Genomic DNA, 18,592 nt, shown 5'->3' with positions numbered 1-18,592 from the left:
GATCGCCCGGGCCAACCTCGACAAGGTGGGGCTCGCCGACCGGGCCGACGCCTTCCCCGCGCAGCTGTCCGGCGGACAGCAGCAGCGCGTCGCGATCGCGCGCGCGCTGGCGATGGACCCCGAGCTGCTCCTGTTCGACGAGCCGACCTCGGCGCTCGACCCCGAGCTCGTCGGGGACGTCCTGTCCGTCATGCGCCGGCTCGCCTCCGAGGGCATGACGATGATTGTGGTCACCCACGAGATGGCCTTCGCGCGCGAAGTGGCCGACCGCGTCATCTTCATGGACGGCGGTGTCATCGTCGAGGAGGGCCATCCCGACCAGGTGATCGGCGACCCGCAGCACAGGCGGACCCGGACGTTTCTCAAGCGCGTCCTCGACCCCACGCACGTCGGGTCAGACAGGGACGACGACGTGGAGAGGCGCCAGCACCCTCAGGACCCGGGGTCGGCGGGACAGCCGTCGGCGGACCTGCCCGAGAGCGTGAAGCGGCAGCGGTTCTGATGGTCGGCCCGAAGGGCACCGAGGTCGCCGTCATCGGCGCCGGGCTCATCGGGCTGTTCAGCGCGCACTACCTGCTCGAGAGAGGGTATGCCGTCACCCTCCTAGAAGCAGGCGCGCCGGGTGGCGGGGCTGCCAGGGTCAACGGTGGGTGGGTGTGCCCGGCCCGCAGCGACCCCATGCCGTCGTGGGGTGTCGTCCGGGACGGGATGCGGGCGCTCGCGTCTCCGTCGGGCGGCAGCTTCTTCCTCCATCCGGCGGCGGTGCCAGGGGTGGCTGGCTATCTCGCTCGTTTCGTCGCGAACGCACCGGCGAGCCGGTTCGCCCGGTCCTGGGACGAGCTCGACGTGCTGAACCGGCAGACGGCCTCGCTCGTCAACCGGCTCGTCGAGGCCGGGATCATCAGCGACCTGCAGGACGAGGGCTTCCTCATGCTCCACTCGACGCGCGAGGAGGCCGAGGCGTCGTGGGCGTCGCTGACCGCCGTGTCGCGACGCGGGCTCGCGCCGGCACCGGAGCCGATCGTCGGGCGCGAGGCGCTGCTCGAGCTGGAGCCGGGTCTCGGGCCTGCGTCGCAGTTCGGCTTCCTCCATCGCGGCGACCGGTGGCTCAACCCGTCGCGGCTCGTCGACTCCCTGGTCGAGTCCGTGCTCTCCCGCGGTGCGCGGCTGGTGACGGAGGCACCGGTGCGGGCTGTCCGCCAACGTTCTCAGCAGGTCGAGCTCGACACCCCTGCTGGTGTCGTCGAGGCCGAGCACGCGGTCGTCGCGGCGGGTGCATGGTCGGAGAGCCTGCTCCGTCCACTGGGCGTGCGTGGCTATGTGACGCCGGGCAAGGGCTACAGCTTCAGCGTCCACCCGGAGCACCCGCCGACGCACGTGCTGCGGCTCGGTGGCACCCATGTCGGCCTGACGCCGATGGGTGATCGAACCCGGGTCGTCGGCATGGTGGAGTTCGACGGGACGCGTGAGGGCGTCCATCAGGGACGCATCGACCTGATGAAGCGGCTGGCTGATCCGTACCTTGCCGGGATCGACTGGGCGGCGAGCACCGACGAGCGCGTCGGACCCCGGCCGATGACACCCGACGGCAAGCCGCTCATCGGCTGTGTGCCCGGCTCGGAGCGCATCGTCGTCGCCACGGGGCACAACATGCTCGGGCTCACGCTCGGTGCGGCCACCGGGACGCTCGTCGCCGATCTCGTGGCGGCCGGTCCGGCCGCGTCGGTGAGGGCCTTCGATCCGATGCGTTTCAGCCGGGGACCGCTCCGCCGCGGTTAGGTTGACCTCGTGGAGATCCGCGTGGCCCGTAAGGACGAGTACGGCGATGTCGCCGACATCCTCGCCGCGGCCTATGCACCGAGCGGTCTGCGTCCCGGTGACGACTACTACGAGGAGCTCCGCGACGTCGCCGGACGGGTGCACGGCGCAGAGGTGTGGGTCGCGGTCGTTGGGTCGGCAGTCCTGGGGACCGTCACGTGGCCGCCCCCTGGGTCACCCCACCGTGAGGTCGCCGCGGACGACGAGGCGGAGTTCCGGATGCTCGCGGTCGATCCCGCAGTGCAGGGCCGCGGGGTGGGTCGGGCGCTGCTGGATGCGGTGGTGGATCGGGCTCGCTCCGAGGGGTTTCGCCGCGTCGTGCTGTCCACGGCCGACTGGAGCACCAGGGCGCACCGGCTCTATGACGAGGGCGGCTTCGTCCACCTGCCGCAGCGGGACTGGCCCGTCTATCCCCACCTTGTCCTGAGGGTCTACGCCCGCGAGCTCGACTGATCCCGGAGGTGTGAGCAGCGATCTGCACCCAAAGCTGCTCACGCACCAAGGTCTGGCTGTGACGGGTGGGGCGGAGCGCTCACTCGACGGGTGGAGGAACCAGCGGAGGACGCGCTTTCTTGGGGCGGAGCGCTCACTCGACGGTGAAGGAACCAGCGGAGGTCGAGTTGTCTTGTGGCGGGGCGCTCACTCGACGGTGCACGCGAAAGCGGCTCAGCGTCATACGGACTCGTTGTCGGCGTGCTCTGCGAGCCATGCCCTTGCCCGCGTCGTCGAGGCGCGTGCCAGCCATGCGTCCTGGATGATCTCGCGGAGCTCGTCGACGTCGATGCGGGACAGGTGCGCCTGCCGAACGAGCACTGAGGGGTGGCCGTCGAAGTGCGGTGTCGTGAAGAAGGGCAGCCGCTCGTCCTGGATCAGCGCCTGCTTCTCACCGTCGGAGCCGACCCAGATGACGATGACGTCGGTCAGCCGTTCGCCCGTCGTCTCGTCGACCGCGTCGCGCCGCGGGTTGCGGAAGAACACGAAGCTCTTGCCACCGACCTGGTAGACGACCTTGGCGCCGGCGCCCTCCACGGTCACGTGGGGCATGCCGCCCGCGATGGCATGGACGTCCCCGACCCGGGCCCGGCGTGACCTCGTCATCGCACCATGGTGTCAGCGGTCAGCGGACCTCGACGTGGATTCGTCGCTGGTCGGCGGCCTCGGCCTCCCACGGCCGGCGGAGCCGCACGACGACGTCGCCCGAACCGGGACCCGTCGCCCGCAGCCCGAGCGTCGCCGTGCGACCCTGCCGCGGCAGCGCCACATCGACCCGTTCCACTTCCGTGGCGAGCACCGTGAGGAACCCGGGGACCTCTGACAGGGTCCACAGGTAGCCGCCGCCCGACGGCTGTCCGAGGCGGAGCACCACCTCGTCACCCATCGCGAGCTCCACCCGCGACTCGTCCTGCGGCTCGGCGATCACGTGCTGCACGTCGCCTCCTCGTCCGTCGGTTTCAGAGTCCTCCTGCGGCTCCGCCGTTGCCAGCCCCCGCAGGTGGCGCTGCACAGGGCCGCGCTGCTCTCGGCAGCGCGCTCTTCCGGGCCGGCGTCCCTCCGCCGAGGCTGGGTCCATGAGCACCGAGACACAGGACCCAGCCCAGCTGCTGGACGAGGAACTGCACCGACGCCTCTTCGAGCAACGCACCCTCCTGCTCCAAGGGCCCCTGGAGGACCGCAACAGCAACCGGCTCTGCAGCGCCCTGCTGCTGCTCGCCGCCGACGACCCCGTCGCCGACATCCGGCTGCTCATCAACTCGCCGGGCGGATCGGTGCCGGGGATGCTCGCCATCCGCGACTGCATGCGGGCGATCCCCAACGATGTCGCCACGATCAACCTCGGGATGGCCTACAGTGCCGGCCAGTTCCTGCTCTCCTCGGGCACCCGCGGCCGGCGCGCGACGATGGCGCACGCCAAGGTCCTCCTCCACCAGGGCTCGGCCGGGATCGGGGGCACAGCGATGGACATCGCGATCCAGGCCGACGACCTGCGGCAGACCCGGGACGTCGTCCTCGCCTGCATCGCCGAGGACACCGGCCAGCCGCTGGAGCGCGTCGAGGAGGACTCCCGCCGCGACCGGTGGTTCACCGCGCAGGAGGCGCTCGACTACGGCTTCGTCGACACGATCGTCGCGTCCCTCGAGGACGTCATGCCACAGCACCGCACCCCGATCGGCCTGAGGAGCACCCGATGAGCAGCTACCCGATCCCCTACGTCACGACCCGCAGCGACCGGGGCGGAGAACGGACGGTCGACATCTACAGCCGTCTGCTCGCCGACCGTATCGTCTACCTCGGGACCGGCATCGACGACGGTGTGGCCAACGCCATCATCGCCCAGCTCCTGCACCTCGAGAACGACAACCCCGACGCCCCGATCTCCTTGTACATCAACTCGGTCGGCGGCTCGATCCCCGCGACGCTGGCGATCTACGACGCGATGCGGTTCGTCCGCGCCCGCGTCGAGACGACCTGCGTGGGACAGGCGGTCGCCACGGCCGCGGTCCTGCTGGCCGGTGGCGAGCCGGGCTCCCGGGCGATCCTGCCCCACGCCCGCGTCGTCATCCATGCGCCCGCAGCCGAGGGGCGCGGCACCGTCCCGGACCTCATCCTCGAGGCCGACGAGATCGAGCGGGTCCGGAGGATGCAGGAGGAGCTCCTCGCCCAGCACACGGGACGCACCACAGAGCAGGTGCGGCGCGACACAGCACGCGACCTCATCCTCACGCCGGAGGCCGCCGTCGACTACGGCATCGTCGACACCGTCCTGTCAGCGCGCCTCCCTGCCGCGTCCGCGCTGCCCGCCTGAGCAGGCCGGCACCAGCGGCTCAGGCGGCGAGGAGCGTCATACGACCACTCGCCGCCTGGGCCCTCTGGCCGAGCCCGGCGAGATGCCGGCTCGAGCCGTCGACGAGGTCACGGACGGTGAGGTCCAGGGCACCGGCGACGGCGGACAGCATCTCGGAGGACGCCTCCTTGCGCCCGCGCTCGAGCTCGGAGAGGTACTGCGGCGAGATCCCGGCCCGATCCGCCACGTCGGCGATCCGCTCCCCGCGCCGGTGGCGCTCCTCGCGCAACTGCCGACCCACCGCCTCGCGCCACAGGGGCTCCGGCTCGGGGACCCGCGGCGCCTGGCGCGCCTCGTGCTTGGGCTGGAGTCGCACGACGGTGTTCATGGACCGACGTTAACCCGCCGGCACACCCCTGGGCGGCGCCGTTCGCTCACGGCTTGACATACAACCGATCGGGTGTATGTTTGTCGCATGAGCGAGAGCAGCGAGGACCGGGCGGACGCCTTCTTCCACGCGCTCGCGGACCGGACGAGGCGCGACATCCTGCGTCGCGTGCTCGCCGGTGAGCACTCCGTCACGGAGCTCGCGGCGAAGTACGACATGAGCTTCGCCGCGGTGCAGAAGCACACCGCGATCCTCGAGCGCGCGGGCCTGCTCATCAAGCGGCGCAACGGCCGCGAGCAGCTCGCGAGCGGGGACGTGGAAGCGGTCCGCGCCGTCGCCTCGATGCTCGACGAGCTCGAGGACGTCTGGCGCGGCCGGATCGACCGCATCGACGCACTACTCAAAGAGGAGAAGTGACATGCCTGTCACGAACGTCAGCAAGGACCTCGACAACCGGACCCTCACCATCACCGCGCAGTTCGCGGCTCCCGTCGAGCGGGTCTGGGCGCTCTACGCCGACCCCCGCCAGCTCGAGCGGGTCTGGGGGCCGCCGACCCACCCAGCGACCTTCGTCGACCACTCCCTCACGGTCGGCTCACGGTCGACCTACTACATGACCGGCCCGGAGGGCGAGAAGTACGCCGGCTGGTGGCAGATCACCTCCGTCGACGAGCCGCACAGTTTCGGCTTCGACGACGGTTTCGCGGACGACGACTTCAACCCGAAGCCGGAGCTGCCCGTCTCGCACAACCTCTACGCCTTCGAGGAGCACGACGGCGGGACGCGCGCGACCTTCACCGGCGTCTATGACTCGGCCGAGGCCCTCCAGACGGTCCTCGAGATGGGCATGGAGGAGGGCGCGACCCTGGCCATCAACCAGATCGACGCCGTCCTCGCCGCCTGACCATCAAACCCGTCGAACGGGTCCTCAGCAGAACGGCAACCCCGTGGTTACCGTTCTGCTGAGGACCCAGCCGGACCCATCAGCCGGTCGAGGGCGGCGGCCTGGGAGCGCTTGACCTCGGCGTCGGCGGGGGCGTGGGTCTCGATGTCGTCCGCAGCCCGGCGCAGCTCGTCGACCTCACCGCGGACGATGTCGTGCACGTCGTCGTCCGACAGCTCCCGGCGGGGCACCTCGGCAGCACCGACGCCGACGGCCGAGGTCTCGATGGCCCTCGCGTGGTGCTCCGAACCGATGGCGACTGCCTCGGCGTTGGCGATCGCGGCCAGGGCGATCCGGTACGCGGCGACGTGGTCGCGGTTCCGGTCCCGCATGGCAGCCTTGAGCTCGGCCCTCAGGGCAACGCGAAGGTCGGGACGGTCGGCTGGGCTCTGCGACATGGGCCGACCGTAGCCGTGCGACCAGCCCGGATGCCCGGGGATTTCGGGGAGGAGTGGCCGATATGGCTAGGCGTGGCTGCTGTTCCGCCCACTTCTGCGCATCTCGCCCCGCGTCCCCCATTTCGCGAAGGCGAAGCGAGGGTGGACCCGTCAGTAGGAGGCGCGGTCTGCCTCTGCGGTGGCCCGGATGAAGGTCGACGCGAGCCCCTCGGAGCTGCGCGCGAGGAGGGCGACGTCGGCGCCGACGAGCACGAACGACGCACCGGACTCGAGGTAGGACCTGGCCACGTCGGGCACGAAGGCGTTGACCCCGACCGGCTTGCCGGCTCCCCGCACCGCCTCGAAGGTGCGCAGCACCCCCGCCACCACGTCGGGGTGCGACTGCTGACCCAGCAGCCCCATCGAAGCGGCGAGGTCGGACGGGCCGACGAAGACGCCGTCGATGCCGTCGACCGCCGCGATCTCGGCAGCGGCCTCGACGCCAGCGGTGGTCTCGACCTGGACGAAGAGGGACACGTGCTCGTCCGCGTGCTCGAGGTAGCCCTCGACCCGGTTCCAGCGGGCCGACCGGGCGAGGGCCGAGCCGACGCCCCGCTTCCCGCGGGGCGGGTAGCGCACGGCCTCCACGGCCGCGCGGGCCTCGTCCGCGGACGAGACCATCGGCACGAGCAGGTTCTGCGCGCCGAGGTCGAGCACCTGCTTGATCGTCACCGTGTCGTTCGTCGGCACGCGCACGACCGGGGTGACCGGGTGCGCCGCCACGGCCTGCAGCTGGCAGAGCACCGACTCGAGGCCGTTGGGCGAGTGCTCCATGTCGATGAGCAGCCAGTCCAGGCCCGCGCCCGCGCAGATCTCGGCGATGAGGGGCGAGCCGGAGCAGACCCACATCCCGACGAGCGGACGGGTGGCGCCGGTGAGGTGGCCGCGGAAGGTGGGTGTCAGGCGAAGCGGCATGTGATGGTTCCCATCGGTCCGTAGTCGCAGAGCACGCTGTCGCCGTGGGAGACCCACATCGGGCGGGTGAACGACCCCGCGAGGATGATCTCGCCCGCCTCGAGACGCGCGCCGTGCTCGTGGAGCTTGTTGGCCAGCCAGGCGACGCCGGTGGCCGGGTGGTTGAGCACGCCCGCGGCGACGCCGGTCTCCTCGATCGTCTCGTTGCGGTAGAGCAGCGCCGAGACCCAGCGGAGGTCGAGCTGGTCGGGGCGCATCGGGATGCCGCCCAGCACCATCCCCCCGTATGCCGCGTTGTCACTGATCGTGTCGACGATCGTGCGGCCCTCGAGCTCGATGTGCGAGTTGAGCACCTCGAGCGCCGGCGTGACGTAGTCGGTCGCGCGCAGCACGTCGAACACCGAGCAGCGCGGCCCCTCGAGGGGCGCGTTCAGCACGAACGCGAGCTCGACCTCGATCCGGACGTTGGAGAAGTCGTCGAACGGGATGGTCGAGCCGTTCTCCCACACCGTGTCGTCGAACATCACCCCGTAGTCCGGCTCCGAGATGCCGGTCGCCTGCTGCATCGCCTTGGAGGTGAGGCCGATCTTGCGGCCGACGAGGCGCCGGCCGGCGGCCAGCATCTGGTCACGCCATACGCCCTGGATGGCGTACGAGTCCTCGACCGTCGCGTCCGGGTAGCGCGCGGTGATGCGCGGGATGACGCTCTTGGTGCGGTCGGCCTCGGCGAGCTCGGCCGCGATCTTCTCGATCACGTCGGGGTCAAGCATGTGTTCCCTCCTTGGTCGGGTCGAGGCCCGCGCTGTGTCGCGCGGGCCTCGTCCAGGTCAGAGCTGGTGGCCGAGCTTGTACTCCCCCTGCTTCCAGCTGGGCATCTCCTCGGGCTCGTCGCCCTTGCGGGTGTACGAGAACCCGTCGGCGCCGATCGTGACCTCCATCTCGGAGGAGTCGGTGCGGGCCACGACCGGCTTCGGCTTGCCGTCGAGGTCGAGCACGAGGGACGCCTCGGTGTACCAGGACGGCACGACGGGGTTGCCCCACCAGTCGCGGCGCTGGTTGTCGTGCACGTCCCAGGTGACGACGGGGTTGTCCGGGTCACCGGTGTAGTAGTCCTGCGTGTAGACCTCGACGCGGTGCCCGTCCGGGTCGCGCAGGTAGAGGTAGAAGGCGTTGGAGACGCCGTGCCGGCCGGGGCCACGCTCGATCGCGTCGGACCGGCGCAGGGCACCGAGCTTGTCGCAGATCGAGAGGATGTTGTGCTTCTCGTGGGTGGCGAAGGCGACGTGGTGCATCCGCGGGCCGTCGCCGCCGGTCATCGCGGTGTCGTGGACCGTGGGCTTGCGACGCATCCACGCGGCATAGACCGTGCCGGCCTCGTCCTGGATGTCCTCGGTCACCCGGAACCCGAGGTCCTCCATGTAGGCGACCGCGCGGGGGACGTCGGGGGTGACCTGGTTGAAGTGGTCGAGCCGGACGAGCGCGCCCGGCGTGTAGAGCTCGTAGTGCCAGGCCAGACGCTCGACGTGCTCGACGTCGTGGAAGAACTCGTAGGGGAAGCCGAGCGGGTCCTCGACCCGGACTGACTCGCCGATCCCCTTGTTCCAGCCCTCGGCCCGACGCTCGACCCGGCACCCGAGCTCGGTGTAGAAGGCGACGGCCTTGTCGAGGTCCTCCGGGGTGCGCACCCGGTAGGAGAAGGCGGCGACGGCGGCAACCGGACCCTTGCGGAGCACGAGGTTGTGGTGGATGAACTCCTCGAGCGTGCGGAGGTAGACGGTCTCCTCGTCCTCCTCGGTCACGACGAGGTTCAGCACGTCGACGTAGAAGTCGCGCGACCGCTTGAGGTCGGTCACGACGAGCTCCATGTAGGCGCAGCGCAGGATGTCCGGCGGCGCGGCCTTCGGGGTGGGGATGGGCGACGAGGAGCGGATCGGGTCGTCGGAGGTGACAACCGGCTCAGGAGAGCCCGGGGTGATGGGGGTCGTCATGGCAGCGTCCTTGCTCGTGTTGCGGTGGGGAGAGGGTGAGCCGGCTCAGCGCGGGTCAGGGTCGTCGACGTCGGTGACGTGGTGCTCGTTCTTGCCGAACGAGGGGTTGTGCACCTTGCCGAGGGTGATGTGGACCGCCTGCTGGTCGGTGTAGAAGTCGATCGAGCGGTAGCCGCCCTCGTGGCCGAGGCCCGAGGCCTTGACACCGCCGAACGGCGTGCGCAGGTCGCGCACGTTGTTCGAGTTGAGCCACACCATGCCGGCGTCGATGGCCTGCGCGAAGTTGTGGGCCCGCTTGAGGTCGTTCGTCCAGACGTATGCCGCGAGGCCGTACTTCACGCCGTTCGCGAGGGCGAGCGCCTCCTCGTCGGTGTCGAACGGGGTGATCGCGACGACCGGGCCGAAGATCTCCTCCTGGAAGATGCGCGCCTCGGGCTTGACGTCGACGAAGACGGTCGGGGCGACGAAGTTGCCGGTCTCGAAGCCCTTGGCGCGACCGCCGCCGGCGACGAGGCGCGCCTCGGTCTTGCCGATCTCGATGTAGCTCATCACCTTGTCGTAGTGCTCCGGGTGCACGAGCGAGCCGACCTCGGTCGCCGGGTCGTGCGGGTAGCCGACGACGACGCGCTTGGCCTGCGCGGCATACCGCTCGACGAACTCGTCGTAGATGTCACGCTGGACGAGGATGCGGCTTCCGGCCGTGCAGCGCTCGCCGTTGAGCGAGAAGACCCCGAAGATCGTCGCGTCGACGGCCGCGTCGAGGTCGGCGTCGGCGAAGACGACCGCGGGGCTCTTGCCACCGAGCTCCATCGACAGGCCCTTGAGGAAGGGCGCCGCGTTGCCGAAGATGATCTGGCCCGTGCGGCTCTCGCCGGTGAAGGAGATGAGCGGCACGTCCGGGTGCTTGACGAGCGCGTCGCCGGCGTCCTCGCCGAGGCCGTTCACGAGGTTGAAGACGCCCTGCGGGAGGCCGGCCTCCTCGAAGATCCCGGCCCAGAGGGAGGCGGACAGCGGGGTGAACTCGGCCGGCTTCAGCACGACGGTGTTGCCCGTCGCGAGGGCCGGGCCGAGCTTCCACGACTCGAGCATGAACGGCGTGTTCCACGGGGTGATGAGACCCGCGACGCCGATCGGCTTGCGGTTGACGTAGTTGATCTGCCGGCCCGGCACCTTGAAGGTGTCATCGGCCTGGGCGACGATCAGGTCCGCGAAGAAGCGGAAGTTCTCGGCGGCTCGGCGCGCCTGCCCGAGCGCCTGGGTGATCGGCAGGCCGGAGTCGAAGGACTCGAGGGCCGCGAGGCGGGAGTCGCGCGACTCGACGATGTCGGCGATGCGGTGCAGGACGCGGGACCGCTCGCGCGGCAGCATCTGCGGCCACGGACCCTCGGTGAAGGCGCGTCGGGCGGCGGCGACGGCGCGGTCGATGTCGGCCTGCTTGCCGGCGGCGGCCTGGACGTAGGTCTCGTTCGTGACGGGGTCGAGGACATCGAAGGTGTCGCCGTCGACGGAGTCCACGAACTCGCCGTCGATGTAGTGCTGGATGCGCGCGGGCAGGTCCGCGGGGACGCGGTTCTCGGTGAGCGCAGCGGCTGTCTGGGTCATGGGTTCCCTCCGGATCGAGGTCGGTCAGATGAGGGCGAGGTCGTCGACCTCGCGCGGGTGTTCGTGGGAGAGGTAGGCCTTCAGGGTCGCGGAGCGGTGCTCGCGCGCCGCCTCCTCGATCTCGTCGAGGGGCGCCGACCGCTCGATGAGGTCGAGGATGTTCTCGTGCTCGCGCACCGACTCGCTGGCCCGGTCGGGCACGAAGGAGAAGGTCGAGGTCCGCAGCCCGCCCAGACGCGCCCACTCGGCGTTGACGAGCTCGAGCAGCCGCGGGTTGGGGCAGCGTTGGAACAGCAGGGCGTGGAAGCTCTGGTTCAGGGCCGTGAAGGCCTGCGGGTCGAGGTAGTCGAGCTGGTCGCACATCCGGCCGTTGACCGCACGGGCCTGTGCCACGTCCTCGGGCGTGACCCGCCGCGCGGACAGGGCGGTCGCCGTCCCCTCGAGGACGGCGAGGGCCTGCATGCTGTAGCGGTACTGGGTGTCGTCGACCATGGATACGCGGGCGCCGATGTTGCGCTCGAACGTCACGAGGCCCTCGGCCTCGAGCTGGCGGATCGCCTCGCGAACGGGCACGACGCTCATCTCGAGCTCGTTCGCGATCGTGCTGAGGACAAGCCGGTAGCCCGGCGTGAAGTCACGGCTCGTGATCCGCTGCCGCAGCCACTCGTAGGCGCTGCGCGACTTGCTGACGGTCGCCGCCCCGTTGACGCTCGTCGTGGGGCCCGTCATCGCTCCCCCGACCCGCGCTCGGCCTCGTAGCGGGCGCGCCACTCGGCGTTCATGGGGAACAGGCCGTCCAGCGGATGACCCTCGGCCACGCGCGCGGCGACCCAGGCATCGGACTCCTCCTGCGCGAGAGCGGCATCGGCGACCTCCTCCGCGAGTGCCGGTGGGATGACGATGACGCCATCAGCGTCACCGATGATGATGTCCCCCGGCTGCACGGTGGCGCCGCCGCAGCTGATCGTCAGGTCGGTGTCCCAGGGCACATGCTTGCGGCCGAGCACGGCCGGGTGCGCGGCCGAGGAGTAGACCGGGATGCCGGTGGCGGCCACCGCGTCGTGGTCACGGACCGCGCCGTCGGTGACGATGCCGGCCGCACCCCGGGCCCGGGCCCGGATCGCGAGGATGTCGCCGAGGGTGCCGGCGCCGTGCTCGCCGCGTGCCTCGATGACGACGACCTCGCCCTCGCCGACGGCGTCGAAGGCGCGCTTCTGCGCGTTCTGGCCGCCACCGTGGCTCTTGAAGAGGTCCTCGCGGTTCGGCAGGAAGCGGAGGGTCTTGGCCGTGCCGACGATCTTGCCGGACCCCGGCAGGGCGCGCACTCCGTCGATGGAGACGTTGTTGAGGCCGCGCTGGCGCAGCTGGGAGGAGAGGCTCGCGACCGGCACCTCCTCGAGCTTGGCGCGCAGCGCCGGGGTGAGGGTCGCGCTCGTCTCCGCTGCCGGCGCCAGGCCGGCCGCCTCGGGCGACCCCCAGGCGTCGACGCGCTGGGCGTCATCGACGGACGGGAGGGACCCGACGGTCTCGTCGTAGCCGGCGTCGCCCTGGGTCACCGTCGTGACGAGACGGCCGGAGCTCGCTCCGCTCGCCGGGTCGTCCACCTCGACCTCGACGACGTCTCCGGGGACGACGACGGACGAGCCGGCCGGTGTGCCGGTGAGGATGACGTCACCCGGCTCGAGGGTGAAGTGCTGGGACAGGTCCGCCACGAACTGGGCGAGCGGGAAGATCAGGCCGGCCGTGGTGTCGTCCTGGACGAGCTCGCCGTTGACCCAGGTGCGAAGCCGCAGGGCGGCCGGGTCGACGGCCCGGGCGTCGATGAGCGACGGACCGATGGGGGTGAAGCCGTCCCCGCCCTTGGACCGGACGTTCGAGCCCTTGTCGTTGGCCCGGAGGTCGTAGAGGCCGAAGTCGTTGCCGGCGGTCACCCAGGCGACGTGGTCCCAGGCCTCGGCGAGCGAGACGCGGCGCGCGGGGCGGCCGATGACCAGGGCCACCTCGCCCTCGAAGGCGAGCAGCTCCGTCCCGGTGGGCCGCTCGATCGTGGCCCCGGACGCGGCGACCGAGCTGGACGGCTTGAAGAAGTAGGAGGGCGCGGCCGGTCGGCGACCACGCTGGTCCGCGCGCGACGCGTAGCTCAGGTGGACCGCGACGATCTTGCCGGGGCGTCCGGGCAGTCCGGAGAAGCGCGGGTCGGCGGCATCCGTCTGAGTGCTCATGAGCCTCCTTGCTCTTGCGTTGTATTTGAAACCGTATATGATCCTCCGCACCGGAGCAACTGGTCGCGCCACACCCCCTGCGGGCCACTTCACGCCACTCCTGGCCGCTCCGTGGGACAACGACGTCAAGCCGACAGAGGAGTCAGCACAGCATGAGCGCAACGTCCGCGCGGGGGACCAGCCCCGCTCCAGCAGAGACGACGAGCAGCCGGAGTGACCAGCGCCGCGTCGTCATGGCCACCATCGTCGGGACCACCGTCGAGTGGTACGACTTCTTCATCTACGCCTCGGCGGCCGGCCTCGTCTTCGGAGACCTCTTCTTCAAACCGGCCGGCCCCCAGTTCGCGCAGATCCTCTCCTTCATCACGGTCGGCATCAGCTTCCTGTTCCGTCCGGTCGGCGCCTTCCTCGCCGGCCACCTCGGGGACAGGTACGGCCGACGGCTCGTGCTCATGGTCACCCTCATCCTCATGGGCGTCGCCACGACCCTCGTCGGTGTCCTACCCACCCACACGACCATCGGCATCGCGGCACCGATCCTGCTCATCGTGCTGCGCATCCTGCAGGGAATCTCCGCCGGCGGTGAGTGGGGCGGTGCCGCGCTGCTCGCCGTCGAGCACGCACCGGCGAAGCGCCGCGGTCTGTTCGGCGCCGCTCCCCAGATCGGGGTGCCCCTCGGGCTGCTGCTCGCATCGGGTGTCATGGCGCTCATGGCGCAGATCGCCAAGGGCGACGCGTTCCACAACTGGGGCTGGCGCATCCCGTTCCTCTTCTCGATCGTGCTGATCGGCGTCGGCTACTACATCCGCCGCCGGGTCGAGGAGAGCCCGGTGTTCAACGAGATCGCCGAGCGCCGGCACCAGGCGCAGATGCCGATCGTCGAGCTCTTCCGCAAGTACTCGCCGCTCGTGCTCGTCGCCGCGCTCGTCTTCGCCGGCAACAACGCGGTCGGCTACATGACCACGGGCGGCTACATCCAGCGCTACGCCACCGACAAGGAGGGCCCGCTCGCGCTCGCGAACGCCCCCGTGCTCTGGGCCGTTGCCGGGTCTGCGGTGACCTGGCTCATCTCGACCGCCGTCGCGGGATGGGTGTCGGACCACATCGGGCGCCGCACCACCTACATCGTGGGCTGGGTCCTGCAGCTCGCCGGGGTGTTCTCCCTGTTCCCGCTGGTCAACACCGGCCACATCGGGCTGCTCTTCCTCGGCCTCGCGCTCCTCACCATCGGTCTCGGCTTCACCTACGGACCGCAGGCCTCCCTCTACAGCGAGCTGTTCCCCGCGAGCATCCGCTTCTCCGGCGTCTCGATCTCCTACGCCATCGGCGCGATCCTCGGCGGGGCCTTCGCCCCGACCATCGCGCAGGCCCTGGTCCAGGCGACCGGTGGCACGAGTGCCGTCACGTGGTACCTCGCCGGGATGACGGTCGTCGGGCTCGTCGCGACGCTCGTGCTGCGCGACCGCAGCGGCATCCCGCTGGGACCCGACCACGAGGCCGAGCAGGCCCAGGGCTACTTTCAGGGACAGTCGCCGGCGCGGGTCAGCGCCGCCGCCAACTGATGGACGGAAGATAGAAGCATGATGCAGTTCCACGACCACGGTTACGTATCCGCCGACCCCCGCGTGCGCCCCGCTGCAGGCACCGGCATCGACCGTCCCAGCGAGCTCCCGGACGAGGTGGACGTCCTCATCGTCGGCAGCGGGCCGGCCGGCATGCTGCTCGCCGCGCAGCTCGCCCAGTTCCCGAGCGTCACCACCCGGATCGTCGAGCGGCGGGGCGGACGCCTCGAGATCGGTCAGGCCGACGGCATCCAGGCCCGCAGCGTGGAGACCTTCCAGGCGTTCGGGTTCGCCGAGGAGATCACCGCCGAGGCCTACCAGATCACGGCGATGAACTTCTGGACCCCCGACCCGAAGAACCCGGAGAACATCGTCCGGACCTCGCGGACCGTGGACGACCCCGAGGGCATCAGCGAGTTCCCCCACCTGATCGTCAACCAGGCCCGGGTCCTGGACTACTTCGCCGCGGTGGCGAAGAACTCGCCGACCCGCACCACGCCCGACTACGGCCTCGAGTTCGTGGCGCTCAAGGTCGGCGAGGGGAGCTACCCCGTCGAGGTCACCCTGCGGCATACGACCGGTGAGCGCGAGGGCTCCGAGCGCACGGTGCGCGCGAAGTATGTCGTGGGTTGTGACGGCGCGCGCAGCGCGGTCCGCGGGTCGATCGGCCGCACGATGACGGGGAACCAGGCGATGCACGCGTGGGCCGTCATGGACGTGCTCGCCGTGACGGACTTCCCCGACATCCGCACGAAGTGCGCGATCCAGTCGGAGCACGGGAGCATCCTGCACATCCCCCGGGAGGGCGGCTACCTGTTCCGGATGTACGTCGACCTCGGCGAGGTGTCGCCCGAGGACGCCGGCGCGGTCCGGCGCACGACGGTCGACACCGCGATCGCGAAGGCGAACGAGATCCTGCACCCCTACACCCTCGACGTCCGCTCCGTCGCCTGGTACAGCGTCTACGAGGTCGGGCACCGGCTCACGGACAAGTTCGACGACGTGCCGGAGGGCTGCGAGGGGCAGGTGCCCCGGGTCTTCATCGCCGGCGACGCCTGCCACACGCACAGCGCCAAGGCGGGCCAGGGCATGAACGTCTCGATGCAGGACGGCTTCAACCTGGGCTGGAAGCTCGGCGCCGTCCTCGAGGGCCGCAGCCCCGAGTCGCTGCTCGCGACGTACTCGGCGGAGCGGCAGAAGATCGCGCAGAACCTCATCGACTTCGACAAGGAGTGGTCGACCCTCATGGCCAAGAAGCCTGAGGAGTTCGAGAGCGCCCAGGCGCTCGGTGAGTTCTACGTGCGGACCGCCGAGTTCCCGGCCGGGTTCATGACGCAGTACGAGCCCTCGATGATCACGGGCGAGGCGACCCACCAGGGCCTGGCCAAGGGCTTCCCGATCGGCAAGCGCTTCAAGTCCGTCAAGGTCACCCGGGGGGCCGACACGAACGTGATCCACCTCGGCCACCACGCCCGGGCGGACGGCCGCTGGCGCCTCTACGCCTTCGCCGACACCGATGGCTCGTCCCTCACCGAGTGGGCAGCCTGGCTCGCCGGGTCCGAGGACTCTCCCGTGAACCGCTTCACGCCCAAGGGCGCCGACCTCGACGCCGTCTTCGACGTCAAGGCGGTCTACCAGCAGGACTACACCGCGGTCGACCTCTCGACCGTGCCGCCGGTGTTCCTCCCCCGCGTCGGACCGTTCCAGCTCATCGACTACGAGAAGGTCTATGCGGCGCTGCCGGATCCCGACATCTTCGAGGCGCGCGACATCGACCGCGGCGGGTGCGTCGTCGTCGTCCGCCCGGACCAGTACGTTGCACACGTGCTGCCGCTGTCGGCGACCTCCGAGCTGACGGAGTTCTTTGCCCAGAACATGCTGGAGCGCGCGAAGGTGGCGACGGCATGAGCGCCGACCGGAGTGAGGAAACGAGCGAGGAACGAGCGAGGCCCGGAGCGATGGGCAGAGGCGCGGCAGAGGGCATGAGCGACGAGCGGAGCGAGGAAATGCACGAGAGCGAGCTGCTGGCCCGGGTCCCCGAGGGGCTGCTCATCAACGGCGAGTGGCGACCGGCCGAGGGCGGCAGGACGCTCGACGTCCACGACCCGGCGACCGGCCAGCTCGTCAAGCAGATCGCCGACGCGTCGGTGGCGGACGGCAAGGCGGCGATGGACGCTGCGGCCGCGGCCTTCCCCGCCTGGGCTGCGACGCCCGCGCGCGAGCGGGCCGAGCTGCTGCGCCATACCTTCGACCTGCTCAAGGACCGCGCGGAGGACTTCGCGCTCCTCATGACGATCGAGATGGGCAAGCCGCTCGCCGAGGCGCGCGGCGAGGTCACGTATGGCGCCGAGTTCGTCCGCTGGTTCAGCGAGGAGGCGGCGCACGTCCAGGGGCGCTACGGCGCCAACCCCGAGGGCACCGGGCGGATGATCGTGTCCCAGCACCCGGTCGGGCCGTGCTACCTCATCACGCCGTGGAACTTCCCGCTCGCCATGGCGACCCGCAAGATCGCCCCGGCGCTCGCCGCGGGCTGCACGGTCGTCATCAAGCCGGCGGAGCTCACGCCGCTGACGACGATGTTCTTCGCGCAGCTGCTCGTCGAGGCGGGCCTGCCGGCCGGCGTCGTCAACGTCGTGACCACCTCGACGGCCGGCCCCGTGTCGGAAGCGATCATCGGCGACCCGCGGCTGCGCAAGCTGTCCTTCACCGGCTCGACGCCGGTCGGCCAGCGCCTCCTCGCCCAGGCGGCGCCCGGCGTGCTCCGCACCTCGATGGAGCTCGGCGGCAATGCGCCGTTCATCGTCTTCGACGACGCCGACCTCGACAAGGCGGTCGCCGGGGCGATGGCGGCCAAGTTCCGCAACGTCGGGCAGGCCTGCACGGCGGCGAACCGCTTCATCGTGCACCGCTCCCTCGTCGAGGAGTTCACCGAGCGGGTCACCGCGCAGGTGAAGGGCATGAAGATCGGCCGCGGCACCGAGTCCGGCGTCTCGATCGGCCCGCTCATCGACGACCGCGCTGTCGCGAAGGCGAGGCAGCTCGTCGACGACGCAGTGGAACGCGGCGCCGAGCTGCGCGCCGGTGGCCAGGCCCTCGAGGGTCCGGGCACGTTCTACGAGCCCACCGTCGTGTCCGATGTCCCCGAGGGCAGCGACATCCTCCGCGAGGAGATCTTCGGCCCGGTGCTCGCGATCGTCCCGTTCGACGACGAGGACGACGCGGTCCGGATCGCGAACGACACGGAGTACGGCCTCGTCTCCTACGTCTACACCGAGAACCTCGCGCGTGGGCAGCGGATGATCGAGCGGCTCGAGACCGGGATGATGGGCCTCAACATCGGCGTCGTCTCCAACGCCGCGGCGCCCTTCGGCGGGTGGAAGTTCTCCGGTCTCGGCCGGGAGGGCGGCGCCGAGGGCATCCACGAGTACCTGCAGACGAAGTACACCCTCACGCCGAACCCGTTCGGCTGAGCCCAGCTGCACGGCGCCCGGTCCCCGCGAGGGGGCCGGGCGCTGTCGCATTCGTACGCCGCGGAGCCCTCGAACGAGAAGGCGGGCCCCTGGTTCGAGGTATTTACCGGTCAGTCGTGTCCGGGGATTACCTCGAACGACGAGGCAGGTCCCTGGTTCGAGGTATCTACCGGTCAGTCGTGTCCGGGGATCACCTCGAACGCGGAGGCAGATCGCTACTGGCCGGTGCGGCCGTCGATGCACTCCCGGAGCAGGTCCGCGTGGCCGGCGTGCCGGGCGTACTCCTCGATGACGTGCACGAGGATGTCACGGACCGAGGCGGTTTCGTCGTGCACGCTGACATGCTCGGAGAGGTCCGCGTCGGCGTGGGCGTCGAGCCACTCGTCGGCCTTGGCGATCTCGGCCTTCCAGGTGGCGAAGGCGTCCTCGACGAGGGCCGAGTCGGGCTGGGCACCGTTGAAGTCG

Annotated in this window: 21 protein-coding genes; 10 read left to right on the top strand and 11 right to left on the bottom strand. The window is 70.5% G+C overall.

Annotation, left to right across the window (positions count from 1 at the left end):
* The 3 genes from ACTHJJ_RS10925 to ACTHJJ_RS10915 form a co-directional block, all read left to right on the top strand.
* Nucleotides 1-502: amino acid ABC transporter ATP-binding protein (locus tag ACTHJJ_RS10925; RefSeq protein ID WP_440302968.1), on the top strand; the 502-nt coding region annotated here is incomplete at its 5' end.
* Entirely contained in the window at nucleotides 502-1,779 is a 1,278-nt protein-coding gene (locus ACTHJJ_RS10920; RefSeq protein ID WP_440302967.1) for an NAD(P)/FAD-dependent oxidoreductase, read from the top strand. The genes ACTHJJ_RS10925 and ACTHJJ_RS10920, both read left to right, overlap by 1 nt.
* A gap of 9 nt (nucleotides 1,780-1,788) precedes the next feature.
* Nucleotides 1,789-2,271, top strand: coding sequence for a GNAT family N-acetyltransferase (locus ACTHJJ_RS10915; protein ID WP_440302966.1), 483 nt, complete (start codon nucleotides 1,789-1,791; stop codon nucleotides 2,269-2,271).
* Between the two features lie 219 nt (nucleotides 2,272-2,490).
* Here the strand turns inward: ACTHJJ_RS10915 and ACTHJJ_RS10910 are convergent, their stop codons facing one another.
* Both ACTHJJ_RS10910 and ACTHJJ_RS10905 read right to left on the bottom strand, forming a co-directional pair.
* Nucleotides 2,491-2,916 (bottom strand): MmcQ/YjbR family DNA-binding protein, encoded by a 426-nt coding sequence (locus tag ACTHJJ_RS10910; RefSeq protein ID WP_440302965.1) that lies wholly within the window; start codon nucleotides 2,914-2,916, stop codon nucleotides 2,491-2,493.
* 19 nt (nucleotides 2,917-2,935) lie between these two features.
* A complete protein-coding gene (locus ACTHJJ_RS10905) occupies nucleotides 2,936-3,247 on the bottom strand; it encodes a protease inhibitor I42 family protein (RefSeq protein ID WP_440302964.1) in 312 nt (103 codons plus the stop codon).
* A 139-nt stretch (nucleotides 3,248-3,386) separates the two neighbouring features.
* Here ACTHJJ_RS10905 and ACTHJJ_RS10900 point away from each other — a divergent pair, with 139 nt between their 5' ends.
* Nucleotides 3,387-4,007 carry a ClpP family protease gene (locus tag ACTHJJ_RS10900; protein ID WP_440302963.1) on the top strand — a complete coding sequence of 207 codons (621 nt, stop codon included), beginning with the start codon at nucleotides 3,387-3,389 and terminating at the stop codon, nucleotides 4,005-4,007.
* A complete protein-coding gene (locus ACTHJJ_RS10895) occupies nucleotides 4,004-4,621 on the top strand; it encodes a ClpP family protease (protein ID WP_440302962.1) in 618 nt (205 codons plus the stop codon). Before ACTHJJ_RS10900 ends, ACTHJJ_RS10895 begins: the two co-directional genes overlap by 4 nt.
* 19 nt (nucleotides 4,622-4,640) lie before the next feature.
* Here ACTHJJ_RS10895 and ACTHJJ_RS10890 read toward each other — a convergent pair whose 3' ends face one another.
* Nucleotides 4,641-4,988 carry a helix-turn-helix domain-containing protein gene (locus ACTHJJ_RS10890; protein ID WP_440302961.1) on the bottom strand — a complete coding sequence of 116 codons (348 nt, stop codon included), beginning with the start codon at nucleotides 4,986-4,988 and terminating at the stop codon, nucleotides 4,641-4,643.
* 87 nt (nucleotides 4,989-5,075) lie between these two features.
* Between ACTHJJ_RS10890 and ACTHJJ_RS10885 the strand changes: the two genes are divergently transcribed.
* Both ACTHJJ_RS10885 and ACTHJJ_RS10880 read left to right on the top strand, forming a co-directional pair.
* Nucleotides 5,076-5,405 carry an ArsR/SmtB family transcription factor gene (locus ACTHJJ_RS10885; protein WP_440302960.1) on the top strand — a complete coding sequence of 110 codons (330 nt, stop codon included), beginning with the start codon at nucleotides 5,076-5,078 and terminating at the stop codon, nucleotides 5,403-5,405.
* A 1-nt stretch (nucleotide 5,406) separates the two neighbouring features.
* Complete coding sequence (locus ACTHJJ_RS10880; RefSeq protein WP_440302959.1) at nucleotides 5,407-5,892, top strand: SRPBCC family protein; 486 nt, start codon at nucleotides 5,407-5,409, stop codon at nucleotides 5,890-5,892.
* A 47-nt stretch (nucleotides 5,893-5,939) separates the two neighbouring features.
* Here ACTHJJ_RS10880 and ACTHJJ_RS10875 read toward each other — a convergent pair whose 3' ends face one another.
* The 7 genes from ACTHJJ_RS10875 to ACTHJJ_RS10845 all read right to left on the bottom strand — a co-directional run bounded on the left by ACTHJJ_RS10875 (nucleotide 5,940) and on the right by ACTHJJ_RS10845 (nucleotide 13,095).
* Complete coding sequence (locus ACTHJJ_RS10875) at nucleotides 5,940-6,329, bottom strand: hypothetical protein (RefSeq protein WP_440302958.1); 390 nt, start codon at nucleotides 6,327-6,329, stop codon at nucleotides 5,940-5,942.
* Nucleotides 6,330-6,479: 150 nt separating this feature from the next.
* Nucleotides 6,480-7,283, bottom strand: coding sequence for an HpcH/HpaI aldolase family protein (locus tag ACTHJJ_RS10870; protein ID WP_440302957.1), 804 nt, complete (start codon nucleotides 7,281-7,283; stop codon nucleotides 6,480-6,482).
* On the bottom strand, nucleotides 7,268-8,053 hold the full coding sequence (gene hpaH, locus ACTHJJ_RS10865) for a 2-oxo-hept-4-ene-1,7-dioate hydratase (protein ID WP_440302956.1): 786 nt from the start codon (nucleotides 8,051-8,053) through the stop codon (nucleotides 7,268-7,270). The genes ACTHJJ_RS10870 and hpaH overlap by 16 nt, the downstream gene beginning before the upstream one ends.
* Before the next feature lie 57 nt (nucleotides 8,054-8,110).
* A complete protein-coding gene (gene hpaD, locus ACTHJJ_RS10860; RefSeq protein WP_440302955.1) occupies nucleotides 8,111-9,271 on the bottom strand; it encodes a 3,4-dihydroxyphenylacetate 2,3-dioxygenase in 1,161 nt (386 codons plus the stop codon).
* Nucleotides 9,272-9,316: 45 nt separating this feature from the next.
* Nucleotides 9,317-10,873: a 5-carboxymethyl-2-hydroxymuconate semialdehyde dehydrogenase gene (hpaE, locus tag ACTHJJ_RS10855; RefSeq protein ID WP_440302954.1), complete on the bottom strand. Its 1,557-nt coding sequence runs from the start codon at nucleotides 10,871-10,873 to the stop codon at nucleotides 9,317-9,319.
* A gap of 24 nt (nucleotides 10,874-10,897) precedes the next feature.
* Complete coding sequence (locus ACTHJJ_RS10850) at nucleotides 10,898-11,602, bottom strand: GntR family transcriptional regulator (protein ID WP_440302953.1); 705 nt, start codon at nucleotides 11,600-11,602, stop codon at nucleotides 10,898-10,900.
* A complete protein-coding gene (locus ACTHJJ_RS10845) occupies nucleotides 11,599-13,095 on the bottom strand; it encodes a fumarylacetoacetate hydrolase family protein (RefSeq protein WP_440302952.1) in 1,497 nt (498 codons plus the stop codon). The genes ACTHJJ_RS10850 and ACTHJJ_RS10845 overlap by 4 nt, the downstream gene beginning before the upstream one ends.
* A gap of 152 nt (nucleotides 13,096-13,247) precedes the next feature.
* Here ACTHJJ_RS10845 and ACTHJJ_RS10840 point away from each other — a divergent pair, with 152 nt between their 5' ends.
* The 3 genes from ACTHJJ_RS10840 to ACTHJJ_RS10830 all read left to right on the top strand — a co-directional run bounded on the left by ACTHJJ_RS10840 (nucleotide 13,248) and on the right by ACTHJJ_RS10830 (nucleotide 18,127).
* Nucleotides 13,248-14,657, top strand: coding sequence for an MFS transporter (locus ACTHJJ_RS10840; protein ID WP_440302951.1), 1,410 nt, complete (start codon nucleotides 13,248-13,250; stop codon nucleotides 14,655-14,657).
* A gap of 21 nt (nucleotides 14,658-14,678) precedes the next feature.
* Nucleotides 14,679-16,565 (top strand): FAD-binding monooxygenase, encoded by a 1,887-nt coding sequence (locus ACTHJJ_RS10835; protein WP_440302970.1) that lies wholly within the window; start codon nucleotides 14,679-14,681, stop codon nucleotides 16,563-16,565.
* Nucleotides 16,566-16,663: 98 nt separating this feature from the next.
* Nucleotides 16,664-18,127, top strand: coding sequence for an NAD-dependent succinate-semialdehyde dehydrogenase (locus tag ACTHJJ_RS10830; RefSeq protein ID WP_440302969.1), 1,464 nt, complete (start codon nucleotides 16,664-16,666; stop codon nucleotides 18,125-18,127).
* Between the two features lie 215 nt (nucleotides 18,128-18,342).
* On the opposite strand, the gene ACTHJJ_RS10825 is transcribed toward ACTHJJ_RS10830, so the two are convergent.
* Nucleotides 18,343-18,592, bottom strand: a 250-nt coding sequence (locus tag ACTHJJ_RS10825; RefSeq protein WP_440302950.1) for a mycothiol transferase, incomplete at its 5' end; no start/stop codon positions are given.

The sequence above is a fragment of the Intrasporangium sp. genome (genome assembly GCF_051961875.1).
GTDB lineage: Bacteria > Actinomycetota > Actinomycetes > Actinomycetales > Dermatophilaceae > Intrasporangium_A.
This window is presented reverse-complemented; position numbering and strand designations above follow the sequence as displayed.

What these genes read in the sequence shown, in the direction of transcription:
- ACTHJJ_RS10845 (WP_440302952.1), bottom strand. Translation starts at nt 13,095, where the DNA reads ATGAGCACTCAGACGGATGCCGCCGACCCGCGCTTCTCCGGACTGCCC.
- ACTHJJ_RS10910 (WP_440302965.1), bottom strand. Translation starts at nt 2,916, where the DNA reads ATGACGAGGTCACGCCGGGCCCGGGTCGGGGACGTCCATGCCATCGCG.
- ACTHJJ_RS10920 (WP_440302967.1), top strand. Translation starts at nt 502, where the DNA reads ATGGTCGGCCCGAAGGGCACCGAGGTCGCCGTCATCGGCGCCGGGCTC.
- hpaE (WP_440302954.1), bottom strand. Translation starts at nt 10,873, where the DNA reads ATGACCCAGACAGCCGCTGCGCTCACCGAGAACCGCGTCCCCGCGGAC.
- hpaH (WP_440302956.1), bottom strand. Translation starts at nt 8,053, where the DNA reads ATGCTTGACCCCGACGTGATCGAGAAGATCGCGGCCGAGCTCGCCGAG.
- ACTHJJ_RS10885 (WP_440302960.1), top strand. Translation starts at nt 5,076, where the DNA reads ATGAGCGAGAGCAGCGAGGACCGGGCGGACGCCTTCTTCCACGCGCTC.
- ACTHJJ_RS10850 (WP_440302953.1), bottom strand. Translation starts at nt 11,602, where the DNA reads ATGACGGGCCCCACGACGAGCGTCAACGGGGCGGCGACCGTCAGCAAG.
- ACTHJJ_RS10835 (WP_440302970.1), top strand. Translation starts at nt 14,679, where the DNA reads ATGCAGTTCCACGACCACGGTTACGTATCCGCCGACCCCCGCGTGCGC.
- ACTHJJ_RS10880 (WP_440302959.1), top strand. Translation starts at nt 5,407, where the DNA reads ATGCCTGTCACGAACGTCAGCAAGGACCTCGACAACCGGACCCTCACC.
- ACTHJJ_RS10870 (WP_440302957.1), bottom strand. Translation starts at nt 7,283, where the DNA reads ATGCCGCTTCGCCTGACACCCACCTTCCGCGGCCACCTCACCGGCGCC.
- hpaD (WP_440302955.1), bottom strand. Translation starts at nt 9,271, where the DNA reads ATGACGACCCCCATCACCCCGGGCTCTCCTGAGCCGGTTGTCACCTCC.
- ACTHJJ_RS10875 (WP_440302958.1), bottom strand. Translation starts at nt 6,329, where the DNA reads ATGTCGCAGAGCCCAGCCGACCGTCCCGACCTTCGCGTTGCCCTGAGG.
- ACTHJJ_RS10890 (WP_440302961.1), bottom strand. Translation starts at nt 4,988, where the DNA reads ATGAACACCGTCGTGCGACTCCAGCCCAAGCACGAGGCGCGCCAGGCG.
- ACTHJJ_RS10840 (WP_440302951.1), top strand. Translation starts at nt 13,248, where the DNA reads ATGAGCGCAACGTCCGCGCGGGGGACCAGCCCCGCTCCAGCAGAGACG.
- ACTHJJ_RS10895 (WP_440302962.1), top strand. Translation starts at nt 4,004, where the DNA reads ATGAGCAGCTACCCGATCCCCTACGTCACGACCCGCAGCGACCGGGGC.
- ACTHJJ_RS10900 (WP_440302963.1), top strand. Translation starts at nt 3,387, where the DNA reads ATGAGCACCGAGACACAGGACCCAGCCCAGCTGCTGGACGAGGAACTG.
- ACTHJJ_RS10830 (WP_440302969.1), top strand. Translation starts at nt 16,664, where the DNA reads ATGCACGAGAGCGAGCTGCTGGCCCGGGTCCCCGAGGGGCTGCTCATC.